The sequence below is a fragment of the Kluyvera sp. EC_51 genome, assembly GCF_019584505.1.
Taxonomy (GTDB): domain Bacteria; phylum Pseudomonadota; class Gammaproteobacteria; order Enterobacterales; family Enterobacteriaceae; genus Kluyvera; species Kluyvera sichuanensis.
In genome coordinates, this window is sequence record NZ_VDAG01000085.1 from 124,822 (window position 1) to 137,795 (window position 12,974).

General features: G+C 54.6%; 15 protein-coding genes. 12 read left to right on the forward strand and 3 right to left on the reverse strand.

Going from position 1 to position 12,974, the window contains the following annotated elements; genetic code table 11:
* Positions 1-92: 92 nt before the first annotated feature.
* Positions 93-1,025: a LysR family transcriptional regulator gene (locus FHC49_RS15535; protein ID WP_220440258.1), complete on the reverse strand. Its 933-nt coding sequence runs from the start codon at positions 1,023-1,025 to the stop codon at positions 93-95.
* Between the two features lie 16 nt (positions 1,026-1,041).
* A complete protein-coding gene (locus FHC49_RS15540) occupies positions 1,042-2,949 on the reverse strand; it encodes an ABC transporter ATP-binding protein (protein WP_220440259.1) in 1,908 nt (635 codons plus the stop codon).
* A gap of 172 nt (positions 2,950-3,121) precedes the next feature.
* On the opposite strand from FHC49_RS15540, the gene kefG reads away from it, so the two are divergent.
* From kefG to slyD, 4 genes are all read left to right on the forward strand, one after another.
* Positions 3,122-3,673: a glutathione-regulated potassium-efflux system ancillary protein KefG gene (gene kefG, locus FHC49_RS15545; protein WP_220440272.1), complete on the forward strand. Its 552-nt coding sequence runs from the start codon at positions 3,122-3,124 to the stop codon at positions 3,671-3,673.
* Positions 3,673-5,478 (forward strand): glutathione-regulated potassium-efflux system protein KefB, encoded by a 1,806-nt coding sequence (kefB, locus tag FHC49_RS15550; protein WP_185669006.1) that lies wholly within the window; start codon positions 3,673-3,675, stop codon positions 5,476-5,478. Before kefG ends, kefB begins: the two co-directional genes overlap by 1 nt.
* A gap of 9 nt (positions 5,479-5,487) precedes the next feature.
* Positions 5,488-5,688 (forward strand): YheV family putative zinc ribbon protein, encoded by a 201-nt coding sequence (locus tag FHC49_RS15555; protein ID WP_035894371.1) that lies wholly within the window; start codon positions 5,488-5,490, stop codon positions 5,686-5,688.
* A 96-nt stretch (positions 5,689-5,784) separates the two neighbouring features.
* Positions 5,785-6,387, forward strand: a complete 603-nt coding sequence (slyD, locus tag FHC49_RS15560) for a peptidylprolyl isomerase (protein ID WP_035894370.1) — start codon at positions 5,785-5,787, stop codon at positions 6,385-6,387.
* 63 nt (positions 6,388-6,450) lie between these two features.
* On the opposite strand, the gene FHC49_RS15565 is transcribed toward slyD, so the two are convergent.
* A complete protein-coding gene (locus FHC49_RS15565) occupies positions 6,451-6,669 on the reverse strand; it encodes a protein SlyX (RefSeq protein ID WP_185668957.1) in 219 nt (72 codons plus the stop codon).
* A gap of 222 nt (positions 6,670-6,891) precedes the next feature.
* Here FHC49_RS15565 and fkpA point away from each other — a divergent pair, with 222 nt between their 5' ends.
* From fkpA to fusA, 8 genes are all read left to right on the forward strand, one after another.
* On the forward strand, positions 6,892-7,737 hold the full coding sequence (gene fkpA / locus FHC49_RS15570) for an FKBP-type peptidyl-prolyl cis-trans isomerase (RefSeq protein WP_220440260.1): 846 nt from the start codon (positions 6,892-6,894) through the stop codon (positions 7,735-7,737).
* 165 nt (positions 7,738-7,902) lie between these two features.
* The gene (locus FHC49_RS15575) at positions 7,903-8,625 is read left to right on the forward strand and encodes a transcriptional regulator (RefSeq protein ID WP_035894367.1); all 723 of its coding nucleotides are present in this window, start codon (positions 7,903-7,905) and stop codon (positions 8,623-8,625) included.
* Positions 8,625-9,011 (forward strand): sulfurtransferase complex subunit TusD, encoded by a 387-nt coding sequence (tusD, locus tag FHC49_RS15580; protein WP_220440261.1) that lies wholly within the window; start codon positions 8,625-8,627, stop codon positions 9,009-9,011. The genes FHC49_RS15575 and tusD overlap by 1 nt, the downstream gene beginning before the upstream one ends.
* Positions 9,011-9,370: a sulfurtransferase complex subunit TusC gene (gene tusC, locus FHC49_RS15585; protein ID WP_220440262.1), complete on the forward strand. Its 360-nt coding sequence runs from the start codon at positions 9,011-9,013 to the stop codon at positions 9,368-9,370. Before tusD ends, tusC begins: the two co-directional genes overlap by 1 nt.
* Positions 9,371-9,377: 7 nt before the next feature.
* Positions 9,378-9,665 (forward strand): sulfurtransferase complex subunit TusB, encoded by a 288-nt coding sequence (gene tusB, locus FHC49_RS15590; RefSeq protein WP_185668954.1) that lies wholly within the window; start codon positions 9,378-9,380, stop codon positions 9,663-9,665.
* 124 nt (positions 9,666-9,789) lie between these two features.
* Positions 9,790-10,164 (forward strand): 30S ribosomal protein S12, encoded by a 375-nt coding sequence (gene rpsL / locus FHC49_RS15595; RefSeq protein ID WP_000246815.1) that lies wholly within the window; start codon positions 9,790-9,792, stop codon positions 10,162-10,164.
* A gap of 90 nt (positions 10,165-10,254) precedes the next feature.
* Complete coding sequence (gene rpsG / locus FHC49_RS15600; RefSeq protein ID WP_035894363.1) at positions 10,255-10,725, forward strand: 30S ribosomal protein S7; 471 nt, start codon at positions 10,255-10,257, stop codon at positions 10,723-10,725.
* A 96-nt stretch (positions 10,726-10,821) separates the two neighbouring features.
* The gene (fusA, locus tag FHC49_RS15605; RefSeq protein WP_123650843.1) at positions 10,822-12,936 is read left to right on the forward strand and encodes an elongation factor G; all 2,115 of its coding nucleotides are present in this window, start codon (positions 10,822-10,824) and stop codon (positions 12,934-12,936) included.
* The last annotated feature ends 38 nt before the right edge of the window (positions 12,937-12,974 follow it).

Here is a 12,974-nt window from a genome sequence, read left to right on the forward strand (position 1 = left end):
TAGCCCGGCCGAACGAAGCGACGCCGGGACTTCCCCGGAGTCGACGTTTCACGTCTCGTCCGGGCTGCATTGTGATACGCAGATCCGGCAAATCAGGCGTTCTGGTTCAGCGTTCTGGCGTACATGCGCCCTTCGGCGGCCAGCGCCAGCAGGCTTGGGTCGCGCTCGCGGTTACGGGCAAAGACAATCGCGATAAGCTGCTGCATCTGATAGGGCTCAGCGAGCTTTTGCAGCTTCACGGTATTCTCATACATCTTCTTCATTCGCCCCGGCATCAAACAGAACCCCACCCCAGCCTGTACCAGACTGAGCATTGAGAATATGTCGTTTACGCGGGTCACGATTTCCGGCTCAAACCCGGCGATATGAAACGCTTCCTGGAAACCGGCATAGGTCGCAAACCCTTCCGCTAGCGAGACAAACTTCTCGTTACGATAGTGGCGCAGATCCGCTTTCATGGTGGCGTCCAGCGTGGCGGACATGGGTGCAGCGAGGTAGATATCGTCGTGGAACAGAGGGAGGACTTCGAGGCTGTTGCGGTCGATTTCGCTTTCGGAGATGGAGATGAGAATGGCGTCCAGCACGCCATCTTCCAGCATCTTCAACAGCGCTTCGTTGGAGCCCATTGTGAGATCGAGTTCCAGATCCGGGCGGCGCAGCTTCATGCCCATAATCAGGTGTGGCACCGTCTCCAGCGTCAGCGAGTAAAGCGTACCGACGCGTAAACGCCCCTGGCCAACCCCTGCTGTTTTGCGCGTCTCTTCCAGACCGCGCTCCATCAACTGGGTGACTTCCTGGCAGTACTCCAGCAGCGTCCACGCCGCGGGCTGGGCGATAAGATTACGCCCTTTGTGCACGAACAGCGGACAACGAACGTTTTCTTCCAGCGTGTGCAGCGCCCGGTGAACGCTGACGCCGCTGATGTTCAGCGCCTCGGCGGTGCGGGCGATGTTACCCTTCTCCATAAAGGTCATGAAGATGGTCAGCTTGCGGAAGGTAATATCGTCGGTGAGTGACAGGTTCATCGTCCGCCTCAGGCAATCAGTCGTTTTGCATCATCTGCTCAAGCTGCTCCTGCGCCTCGAGCCATGCCATTTCACACGCTTCCAGCCCGGACTTGGCGCTGGCCTGCAGCTGTAAGCATTCGGTCATTTCGGCTTTACGGCCGGGTTCATACAGACCGCTGTCGCCGAGCTTCTCTTCTGCCTTCGCCAACTGCGCGTTGAGCTTCTCCATCTCTTTTTCCAGACGGGTAATCTCTTTACGCAGCGGCTGGGTTAGGGTGCGCAGTTCCGCTTCGCGGCGCTTCTGGTCTTTACGCGACTGAGCGCTGTTGGCGTTGTTCTCTTTCGGCGCGTCGTCGGCCTGGTTTTCCAGCTTCTGCACGTCGCTCAGCCACTGCTGATAATCTTCCAGGTCGCCGTCGAACGGTTCGACCTTCTTATCATGCACCAGATAGAGATCGTCGGTAGTGGAACGAATCAGGTGACGGTCGTGCGAGACCACAACCAGCGCGCCTTCGAAGTCGATTAATGCTTCGGTCAGCGCCTGACGCATATCGAGGTCAAGGTGGTTAGTCGGTTCATCGAGCAGCAGCAGGTTCGGGCGCTGCCAGACGATCAGCGCCAGCACCAGACGGGCTTTCTCGCCGCCGGAGAAACGGGCGGTTTGCTCGGTGACTTTATCGCCCTGGAAGCCGAAGCCGCCAAGGTAATCACGCAGCTTCTGCTCCAGCTCCTGCGGTGCCATACGGGCCAGATGCTGCAGTGGGGATTCATCCGCGCGCAGGAATTCCAGCTGATGCTGGGCGAAGTAACCTAACTTAATACCTTTGGCGAGGCCAATCTCGCCGTGTAGCGGTTCGAGCTCGCCTGCCAGCAGCTTAATCAGCGTTGATTTACCCGCGCCGTTGCGGCCCAGCAGGCCGATACGCGAGCCCGGTACCAGGTTCAGTTTGATAGATTCCAGAATGGTGCGGTCACCGTAGCCGGCGCTGACCTTTTCCATCTTCAGCAGTGGGTTCGGCAGGCTTTCCGGCGCGCGGAAGCTGAAGTGGAACGGGTTATCGACGTGGGCCGGGGCAATCAGCTCCATACGCTCGAGCATTTTGATACGGCTCTGCGCCTGCTTAGCCTTGGTGGCCTTGGCGCGGAAACGGTCGATATAGCTTTGCAGATGCGCCACGCGCTCCTGCTGGCTTTCGTACATCGCCTGTTGCTGAGCGAGGCGGGTCGCGCGCTGCACCTCAAACGAGCTGTAGTTGCCGGTGTACTCGAACATCGTTTCCTGTTCGATATGAATAATCTTGTCGATGACCGGATCGAGGAAGTCGCGGTCGTGGGAAATCAGGATCAGCGTACCCTGATAGCTTTTGAGCCATCTTTCCAGCCAGATAACCGCATCGAGGTCCAGGTGGTTGGTCGGTTCATCGAGCAGCAGCAGGTCGGATCGACAAATCAGCGCTTGCGCCAGGTTGAGGCGCATACGCCAGCCGCCCGAGAAGTCGCTGACCGGGCGGTCGAGCTGTTCGTTGCTGAAGCCGAGGCCGTGCAGCAGGCTGGAGGCGCGAGAGCGGATGGTCCACGCATCAATCGCGTCCAGTTTGCCGTGAACGGTTGCAATGGCGTGGCCATCATCGCGTTCGTTGGCATCGTTTAACTGGGCTTCGAGCTGGCGGTATTCACGGTCACCGTCAATGACATAGTCCAGAGCAGGCTGCGGCAGCGCAGGCGTTTCCTGGTTTACCCACGCCAACTGCCAACTGCTCGGATAGGTAAAATTGCCGCCGTCGGCGCTTATCTCGTTTTTCAGCAGCGCCAGCAGTGTGGATTTGCCGCAGCCGTTTTTCCCCACCAGACCGACTTTCTGCCCTGGGTTGATGGTGGCCGATGCGTTATCCAGCAGGACGCGCACGCCGCGACGAATTTGTAACGAGGAGAAAACAATCATAAGGCGCCGTATGTTCTGAATATGTTAAATTGTCATTGTGGTAATGTAATGTGGTAAGCGAATCGCTAGACCGGGCCGCAATGGTAGCCCAAAACGATGACTATACACAAAATCATTCCGGTTGCGTTCAGCTACCAGAAAGAGGATGTGATTGACGCCCGGGAGGGGAATGATGTCACAGACGGCGAAAGTACTGCTTGTCTATGCCCATCCGGAATCACAGGACTCGGTCGCTAACCGGGTTTTGCTTAAACCGGCTTCGCAGTTAAGCAACGTAACCGTGCACGATCTCTACGCGCACTACCCTGATTTTTTTATCGATATCCCTCGCGAGCAGGCGCTGCTGCGCGAACATGATGTCATCGTGTTTCAACATCCTCTTTATACCTACAGCTGCCCGTCGCTCTTGAAAGAGTGGCTGGACCGTGTGCTGAGCCGTGGTTTCGCCAGCGGCATCGGGGGAAATCAGCTGGAAGGAAAGTACTGGCGTAGCGTGATTACCACCGGGGAGCCGGAAAGCGCTTACCGCCATGACGGGCTCAATCGCTACCCGATGAGCGACATTCTGCGTCCGTTCGAACTGACGGCCGCCATGTGTCATATGCACTGGCTGAGCCCTATCATCATCTACTGGGCGCGACGTCAGCCGCCCAATGAACTGGCAAACCATGCGAAAGCCTATGCCGACTGGCTAGCTGCGCCGATAACGGCAGGGGGGCGATGATGGAAGGTTCTGATTTATTACTGGCTGGAGTGCTGTTTCTTTTCGCGGCGGTGGCCGCGGTGCCACTGGCAGCGCGGCTGGGTATCGGTGCGGTATTAGGTTATCTGCTGGCGGGGATCGCCATCGGCCCGTGGGGGCTCGGCTTTATCAGCGATGTGGATGAAATTCTTCACTTCTCTGAGCTGGGCGTGGTGTTCCTGATGTTTATCATCGGACTGGAACTGAACCCGGCCAAACTATGGCAGCTACGACGCCCCATCTTTGGCATCGGTGCGGCGCAGGTGATTTTCAGCGCGACGATCCTCGGCGGGCTGTTGATGCTCACCCATTTCTCCTGGCAGGCGGCGGTGATTGGCGGGATTGGCCTTGCGATGTCGTCGACCGCGATGGCGCTGCAACTGATGCGTGAGAAGGGGATGAACCGCAGCGAATCCGGGCAGCTTGGCTTCTCGGTGCTGTTGTTCCAGGACCTGGCGGTCATCCCCGCGCTGGCGCTGGTGCCGCTGCTGGCTGGTGCCGGTGACGAACATTTTGACTGGCAGACCGTCGGCTTAAAGGTGCTGGCCTTCGGCGGCATGCTGATTGGCGGGCGCTACCTGTTACGCCCGGTATTTCGTTTTATTGCCAGCTCCGGGGTGCGCGAAGTCTTTACCGCCGCCACGCTGCTGCTGGTGCTGGGGTCGGCGCTGTTCATGGACGCGCTGGGCCTCTCGATGGCGCTGGGCACCTTTATCGCTGGCGTCCTGCTGGCGGAAAGTGAGTACCGCCACGAGCTGGAAATTGCCATCGAGCCGTTTAAAGGTCTGCTGCTGGGGCTGTTCTTTATCTCAGTGGGGATGTCGCTCAACCTCGGCGTGCTCTACACCCATCTGCTGGTGGTGATTGGCTGCGTGGCATTGCTGGTGGCGGTGAAAACGCTGGTGCTGTATCTGCTGGCGCATCTGCACGGCATGCGCAGTTCGGAGCGGATGCAGTTTGCCGGTGTGCTGAGCCAGGGCGGTGAGTTCGCCTTTGTGCTCTTCTCGGCAGCCTCGTCGTTTAAAGTCTTTAAGGGCGACCAGATGTCGCTGCTGCTGGTGGTGGTGACGCTGTCGATGATGACCACGCCGCTGTTGATGAAGCTCGTCGACCTTACGCTGTCGCGCCGCTTTAACGGGCCGGAAGAAGAAGACGAAGCGCCGTGGGTGGATGACGATAAGCCACAGGTGATTGTGGTGGGATTTGGTCGCTTCGGGCAGGTGATTGGTCGCCTGCTGATGGCCAACAAATTGCGGATCACCGTCCTAGAGCGCGATATCAGCGCGGTTAACCTGATGCGCAAATACGGCTATAAGGTTTACTACGGTGATGCAACCCAGGTTGAATTGCTGCGTTCGGCAGGCGCTGAGCAGGCGCAGTCGATCGTTATCACCTGCAACGAGCCGGAAGATACCATGAAGCTGGTGGAGATCTGCCAGCAGCACTTCCCGCATCTGAAGATTATGGCCCGTGCGCGAGGACGTGTGGAGGCGCACGAACTGCTGCAGGCGGGCGTGGTACAGTTTTCCCGTGAGACCTTTTCCAGTGCGCTGGAACTGGGGCGCAAGGCGCTTATCTCCACCGGTATGCACCCGCATCAGGCGCAGCGCGCACAGTTGCACTTCAAGCGGCTGGATATGCGCATGCTGCGTGAGCTGATGCCGGTACACAGCGATACCCAACAAATTTCTCGCGTGCGGGAAGCGAGACGAGAGCTGGAGGAGATCTTCCAGCGCGAAATGCAACAAGAGCGGCGGCAGCTGGACGGCTGGGACGAATTTGAATAGAAGGTGAGTATGGCGGTACGTAAACGTTTTATCGCGGGCGCGAAGTGCCCGTCGTGTCAGGCCCAGGATTCAATGGCGATGTGGCGCGAGAATAATATCGATGTGGTTGAGTGCGTTAAGTGCGGACACCAGATGCGTGAGGCGGATAAAGAAGCCCGCGAACACGTTCGCAAAGAGGAACAAGTGATCGGTATTTTTCATCCGGAGTAGCGATCCGTGCTGTCTTTTTTTAAGCTTATGGGTACACGGGTGTAGAATTCCGCTACAATCTGCGCCACTAAAATATTCCCATGCTCAGGAGATATCATGAAAGTAGCAAAAGACCTGGTGGTCAGCCTGGCCTATCAGGTACGTACAGAAGACGGTGTATTGGTTGATGAGTCTCCGGTAAGTGCACCGCTTGACTACCTGCATGGTCACGGTTCCCTGATCTCCGGCCTGGAAAACGCGCTGGACGGTCACGAAGTTGGTGATAAATTCGACGTTGCTGTTCAAGCTAACGACGCTTACGGTCAGTACGACGAAAACCTGGTGCAGCGCGTTCCTAAAGACGTCTTCATGGGCGTTGACGAACTGCAGGTTGGCATGCGTTTCCTGGCTGAAACTGACCAAGGTCCAGTACCGGTTGAAATCACCGAAGTTGAAGACGACCACGTTGTGGTTGACGGCAACCACATGCTGGCTGGCCAGAACCTGAAGTTCAACGTTGAAGTTGTTGCTATCCGCGAAGCAACCGAAGAAGAACTGGCTCATGGCCACGTTCACGGTGCGAACGGTCACGACCACGATCATGACCACGACCACGACGGTTGCTGCGGCGGTCACGGCCATGACCACGGTCACGACCACGGCGGCGAAGGCTGCTGCGGCGGTGGCGGTAAAGGTCACGGCGGCTGCGGTTGCCACTAATCCCTCTCGTTCTGTAGAACGATGGATACAAAAAAAGCGGGGAATACCCGCTTTTTTTACGCCTCAATAATGAGGTGGTGGCGTCTCTTCAGACGGTGACGCCATGTTTGACGGCTGGCTGGCCTTGAGCTTTTCGGTCAGCAGGCGCAGATGTTCGCGCAGCTTCGCCATTTCCATCTCGTGCGCTGTGACCGTCATGTTAAGGTCATCAATGGTGATCTCCTGAAAGGCCAGACGGCTTTCAAGCTCAGCCAGACGCGCTTCGATAGTCGTTTCCTGCATGATGTCCTCTCTACTGTTATCACCGCAATCGCCGCGGATTCTACGCAACTTTGCCCGGCCGCGCAGCCTCTCTTTGCGACGCTGGAAACTAATTTAAACAAAAAGAGTCTGAAAAGGGTCGATATGAGAAGCGTTCATATGTAGATTTCCTCTACAACGTTCTATAGTACGCTTCTCATTTAGTTAACATTGGGGCGAGAGGCCCCGGCCCTGGAGAGATGGATGAAATCACTGTTTAAAGTAACGCTTCTGGCAACCACAATGGCCGTTGCACTGAATGCACCTCTGACCTTCGCAGCTGACGCTGCTGCTAAAGCTGCACCAGCTGCGGACGCGAAAGCGGCTCCGGCAGCAGACAGCAAAGCTGCATTCAAAAATGACGACCAGAAATCTGCCTATGCACTGGGCGCATCGCTGGGTCGTTACATGGAAAACTCTCTGAAAGAACAGGAAAAACTGGGCATCAAACTGGACAAAGACCAGCTGATCGCCGGTGTTCAGGACGCGTTTGCTGATAAGAGCAAACTGTCCGATCAAGAGATCGAACAAACTCTGCAGGCGTTTGAAACTCGCGTGAAGACCTCCGCTCAGGCGAAGATGGAAAAAGACGCCGCTGACAACGAAGCAAAAGGTAAGGCTTTCCGTGACAAGTTCGCTAAAGAGAAAGGCGTGAAAACCTCTTCTACTGGCCTGCTGTACAAAGTAGAGAAAGCGGGTACTGGCGAGGCGCCGAAAGACAGCGACACCGTTGTGGTTAACTACAAAGGTACCCTGATCGACGGTAAAGAGTTCGATAACTCTTACACCCGCGGTGAACCTCTCTCCTTCCGTCTGGACGGCGTTATCCCTGGCTGGACCGAAGGTCTGAAAAACATCAAGAAGGGCGGTAAAATCCAGCTGGTTATCCCACCGGATCTGGCTTACGGCAAAACCGGCGTTCCGGGTATCCCGGCTAACTCCACCCTGGTCTTCGATGTTGAACTGTTAGACATCAAACCGGCACCGAAAGCCGATGCGCAGCCAGACGCTGCACCGGCTGACAAAGCGGCCGAAGCCAGCAAAAAATAAGATAGCGAAAGCCGCCGCCCAATGGGCGGCGGCTTTTTATTATCTACAGGATATAATTAATGCTGGAAAGCGCCTTATGCGCTGTATTACTTTAGATGCCCCTAATAGTGATGAGCCTGCCCTGACAACATAACGACAGGCTCCTGAAAAGGAGTGCTTTTTTTCATGTCCAGGTCGCTTTTAACCAACGAAACCAGTGAACTTGATTTACTGGATCAACGTCCTTTCGATCAAACTGACTTCGATATTCTAAAATCCTACGAAGCGGTTGTGGACGGGTTGGCGATGCTCATTGGTTCCCACTGCGAAATCGTGTTGCATTCACTTCAGGATCTAAAATGCTCGGCAATACGCATCGCGAACGGCGAACATACCGGGCGTAAAATCGGTTCTCCGATTACCGATCTCGCGCTGCGGATGCTGCATGATATGACCGGGGCAGATAGCAGCGTTTCCAAATGCTATTTTACTCGCGCCAAAAGCGGCGTACTGATGAAGTCCGTTACCATCGCCATCCGTAACCGTGACCACCGGGTTATCGGCTTACTGTGCATCAACATGAACCTCGATGTCCCGTTCTCGCAGATCATGAACACCTTTATTCCGCCGGAAACGCCGGAAGTCGGTTCTGCGGTTAACTTCGCTTCCTCCGTTGAGGACCTGGTGACCCAGACGCTGGAGTTCACTATCGAAGAGGTGAATGCCGATCGCAACGTTTCCAATAACGCCAAGAATCGCCAGATCGTGCTCAATCTTTATGAAAAAGGCATCTTTGACATCAAGGATGCGATTAACCAGGTTGCCGATCGCCTGAACATCTCCAAACACACCGTCTATCTCTACATCCGCCAGTTCAAGAGCGGTGATTTCCTGGGGCAAGATAAGTAATGCGTTTTGCCCTGATGGTGACCGGCCCCGCGTATGGCACCCAGCAGGCGAGCAGCGCGCTGCAGTTTGCGAAAGCTGCACTGGCGGAGGGTCACGAGATAGCCTGCGTATTTTTCTATCGGGAAGGGGTCTATAACGCCAATCAGCTGACCTCGCCCGCCAGCGATGAATTCGATTTGGTCCGCGCCTGGCAATCATTGCATGACGACAATGGCGTGGCGTTGCATATCTGCGTGGCCGCCGCGCTGCGCCGTGGCGTGACCGATGAAACCGAGGCTCGACAGCTTGGTCTGCCGACGTTTAATCTCCAGCCCGGCTTTTCGCTGAGCGGACTAGGCTCGTTGGCCGAAGCTGCGCTAACCTGCGATCGAATGGTACAGTTCTGATGAAACGAGTTGCGTTTGTTTTTTCCTCCGCCCCGCATGGCAGTAGCGCCGGTAGGGAAGGGTTGGATGCATTACTGGCGACATCAGCCCTGAGCGAAGACCTCGGCGTGTTTTTTGTGGGCGACGGTGTGTTTCAGTTACTCAGTCAGCAGCAGCCGGGGGTTATTCTCGCTCGCGACTACATTGCGACCTTTAAGCTGCTCTCGCTCTACGATATCGAAAATTGCTGGATCTGCGCGGCATCCCTGCGCGAACGCGGGCTAACGACAGAGACGACGTTTGTCACCGACGTCGAGCCGCTGGAAGCGGATGCCCTGCGCCATCGCCTTAACGACTACGATGTGATCCTGCACTTCTGAGGCCCTTATGCTGCATACGCTACGCACCTCACCCTGGCATGCCGACATTAGCGGGATTACCCGCCTGATGGACGACGGTGATGACCTGCTATTGATCGCCGATGGCGTGCTGGCAGCGGTTGAAAACAGCCGCTTCCTTGAAATTCTCCGCGCGGCCCCCATATCCATCTACGTGTTGAATGAAGATGTGCAAGCGCGCGGTCTTTGTGCTCAAATTTCGAGCGATGTCATCATGGTCAGCTATACTGACTTCGTCAGGTTAACGGTAAAACACGCCTCTCAGATCGCCTGGTAGCATCTTTGCCGTTGTATATTTCTTGACACCCTTTCGGCATGGCCCTAAAATTTCGCGTCCTCATATTATATGAGGCGATTTATTACGTGTTTACGAAGCAAAAGCTAAAACCAGGAGCTATTTAATGGCAACAGTTAACCAGCTGGTTCGCAAACCACGTGCTCGCAAAGTTGCAAAAAGCAACGTGCCAGCGCTGGAAGCCTGCCCGCAGAAACGTGGTGTATGTACCCGTGTATATACCACCACTCCTAAGAAACCAAACTCCGCACTGCGTAAAGTATGCCGTGTGCGTTTGACTAACGGTTTTGAAGTTACCTCCTACATCGGTGGTGAAGGTCACAACCTGCAGGAACACTCCGTGATCCTGATCCGTGGCGGTCGTGTAAAAGACCTTCCGGGTGTTCGTTACCACACCGTTCGTGGTGCGCTTGACTGCTCCGGCGTTAAAGACCGTAAGCAAGCTCGCTCCAAGTATGGCGTGAAGCGTCCTAAGGCTTAATGGTTCTCCGTTAAGTAAGGCCAAACGTTTTATATTAATGTCAAACTCTTTGAGTTTTGGACAATCCTGAATTAACAACGGAGTATTTCCATGCCACGTCGTCGCGTCATTGGTCAGCGTAAAATCCTGCCAGATCCTAAGTTCGGATCAGAACTGCTGGCTAAATTTGTCAACATTCTGATGGTAGATGGTAAAAAATCTACTGCAGAATCAATCGTATACAGCGCGCTGGAGACCCTGGCTCAGCGTTCTGGTAAAAATGAACTGGAAGCATTCGAAGTTGCGCTCGAAAACGTGCGCCCAACTGTCGAAGTTAAGTCCCGCCGCGTAGGTGGTTCTACTTATCAGGTTCCAGTTGAAGTTCGTCCGGTCCGTCGTAATGCTCTGGCAATGCGTTGGATCGTAGAAGCTGCTCGTAAACGCGGTGATAAATCCATGGCTCTGCGCCTGGCGAACGAACTTTCTGACGCTGCAGACAACAAAGGTACTGCAGTTAAGAAACGTGAAGACGTTCACCGTATGGCAGAAGCCAACAAGGCGTTCGCACACTACCGTTGGTAATCCCTTCGGAGTATTAGTCACCAGGCGGGCGCTTCAGCGAAGCAGCCCGCTTTGGGTTACTTAACTGAACGCCTAAAAAGATAAACGAGGAATCAAATGGCTCGTACAACACCCATCGCACGCTACCGTAACATCGGTATCAGTGCGCACATCGACGCCGGTAAAACCACTACTACCGAACGTATTCTGTTCTACACCGGTGTAAACCACAAAATCGGTGAAGTTCACGACGGCGCCGCTACCATGGACTGGATGGAGCAGGAGCAGGAACGTGGTATTACCATCACTTCCGCAGCGACTACTGCATTCTGGTCTGGTATGGCTAAGCAGTATGAACCGCACCGCGTAAACATCATCGACACCCCAGGGCACGTTGACTTCACCATCGAAGTAGAACGTTCCATGCGTGTTCTTGACGGTGCGGTAATGGTTTACTGCGCAGTTGGTGGTGTTCAGCCACAGTCTGAAACCGTATGGCGTCAGGCTAACAAATACAAAGTTCCACGTATCGCGTTCGTTAACAAAATGGACCGTATGGGTGCGAACTTCCTGAAAGTTGTTGGTCAGATCAAAACCCGTCTGGGCGCGAACCCTGTTCCGCTGCAGCTGGCAATTGGTGCTGAAGAAGGTTTCACCGGTGTTGTTGACCTGGTGAAAATGAAAGCCATCAACTGGAACGAAGAAGACGCAGGCGTTACCTTCACTTATGAAGATATCCCAGCAGACATGCAGGACCTGGCTGACGAATGGCACCAGAACCTGATCGAGTCCGCTGCAGAAGCTTCAGAAGAGCTGATGGAGAAATACCTGGGTGGTGAAGAACTGACTGAAGAAGAGATCAAAAAAGCTCTGCGTCAGCGCGTTCTGAACAACGAAATCATCCTGGTAACCTGTGGTTCTGCGTTCAAGAACAAAGGTGTTCAGGCGATGCTGGATGCGGTAATTGATTACCTGCCATCCCCAATCGACGTACCTGCGATCAACGGTATCCTTGACGACGGTAAAGACACTCCGGCAGAACGTCACGCAAGCGACGATGAGCCGTTCTCTGCACTGGCGTTCAAAATTGCTACCGACCCGTTTGTTGGTAACTTGACCTTCTTCCGTGTGTATTCCGGTGTGGTTAACTCTGGTGATACCGTACTGAACTCCGTGAAAACTGCACGTGAGCGTTTCGGCCGTATCGTACAGATGCACGCTAACAAACGTGAAGAGATCAAAGAAGTTCGCGCGGGCGACATCGCTGCTGCAATCGGTCTGAAAGACGTAACTACCGGTGACACTCTGTGTGACCCAGATGCGCCTATCATTCTGGAACGTATGGAATTCCCAGAGCCGGTAATCTCCATCGCAGTAGAACCAAAAACCAAAGCTGACCAGGAAAAAATGGGTCTGGCTCTGGGCCGTCTGGCTAAAGAAGACCCATCATTCCGCGTATGGACTGATGAAGAATCTAACCAGACCATTATCGCCGGTATGGGTGAACTGCACCTCGACATCATCGTTGACCGCATGAAGCGTGAATTCAACGTTGAAGCGAACGTCGGTAAACCTCAGGTTGCTTACCGCGAAGCGATTCGCGCGAAAGTTACCGATATCGAAGGTAAGCACGCTAAGCAGTCTGGTGGTCGCGGTCAGTACGGTCATGTTGTTATCGACATGTACCCACTGGAGCCGGGTTCTAACCCGAAAGGCTACGAATTCATCAACGACATCAAGGGTGGTGTAATCCCTGGCGAATACATCCCTGCCGTTGATAAAGGTATCCAGGAACAGCTGAAATCTGGCCCGCTGGCTGGTTACCCGGTTGTTGACATGGGTGTTCGTCTGCACTTCGGTTCTTACCATGACGTTGACTCCTCTGAACTGGCGTTTAAACTGGCAGCTTCTCTGGCGTTTAAAGACGGCTTTAAGAAAGCGAAACCAGTTCTGCTTGAGCCTATCATGAAGGTTGAAGTAGAGACTCCTGAAGAGAACACTGGTGACGTTATCGGTGACTTGAGCCGCCGTCGTGGTATGCTCAAAGGTCAGGAATCCAACGTTACTGGCGTTGTGATCCACGCTGAAGTTCCGCTGTCCGAAATGTTCGGTTATGCAACTCAGCTGCGTTCACTGACCAAAGGCCGTGCTTCTTACTCCATGGAGTTCCTGAAGTACGACGATGCGCCGAACAACGTTGCTCAGGCCGTTATTGAAGCCCGTGGTAAATAATCCACAGGATTAAAACCTAAGTCCCGTGCTCTCTCCAA

Bases quoted from the DNA above. Each gene is read 5' to 3' on its own strand.
- FHC49_RS15565 (WP_185668957.1), bottom strand. From the start codon at position 6,669: ATGCAGGAAACGACTATCGAAGCGCGTCTGGCTGAGCTTGAAAGCCGT.
- fusA (WP_123650843.1), top strand. From the start codon at position 10,822: ATGGCTCGTACAACACCCATCGCACGCTACCGTAACATCGGTATCAGT.
- kefB (WP_185669006.1), top strand. From the start codon at position 3,673: ATGGAAGGTTCTGATTTATTACTGGCTGGAGTGCTGTTTCTTTTCGCG.
- FHC49_RS15555 (WP_035894371.1), top strand. From the start codon at position 5,488: ATGGCGGTACGTAAACGTTTTATCGCGGGCGCGAAGTGCCCGTCGTGT.
- rpsG (WP_035894363.1), top strand. From the start codon at position 10,255: ATGCCACGTCGTCGCGTCATTGGTCAGCGTAAAATCCTGCCAGATCCT.
- kefG (WP_220440272.1), top strand. From the start codon at position 3,122: ATGTCACAGACGGCGAAAGTACTGCTTGTCTATGCCCATCCGGAATCA.
- tusD (WP_220440261.1), top strand. From the start codon at position 8,625: ATGCGTTTTGCCCTGATGGTGACCGGCCCCGCGTATGGCACCCAGCAG.
- slyD (WP_035894370.1), top strand. From the start codon at position 5,785: ATGAAAGTAGCAAAAGACCTGGTGGTCAGCCTGGCCTATCAGGTACGT.
- FHC49_RS15535 (WP_220440258.1), bottom strand. From the start codon at position 1,025: ATGAACCTGTCACTCACCGACGATATTACCTTCCGCAAGCTGACCATC.
- tusC (WP_220440262.1), top strand. From the start codon at position 9,011: ATGAAACGAGTTGCGTTTGTTTTTTCCTCCGCCCCGCATGGCAGTAGC.
- rpsL (WP_000246815.1), top strand. From the start codon at position 9,790: ATGGCAACAGTTAACCAGCTGGTTCGCAAACCACGTGCTCGCAAAGTT.
- FHC49_RS15575 (WP_035894367.1), top strand. From the start codon at position 7,903: ATGTCCAGGTCGCTTTTAACCAACGAAACCAGTGAACTTGATTTACTG.
- tusB (WP_185668954.1), top strand. From the start codon at position 9,378: ATGCTGCATACGCTACGCACCTCACCCTGGCATGCCGACATTAGCGGG.
- FHC49_RS15540 (WP_220440259.1), bottom strand. From the start codon at position 2,949: ATGATTGTTTTCTCCTCGTTACAAATTCGTCGCGGCGTGCGCGTCCTG.
- fkpA (WP_220440260.1), top strand. From the start codon at position 6,892: ATGAAATCACTGTTTAAAGTAACGCTTCTGGCAACCACAATGGCCGTT.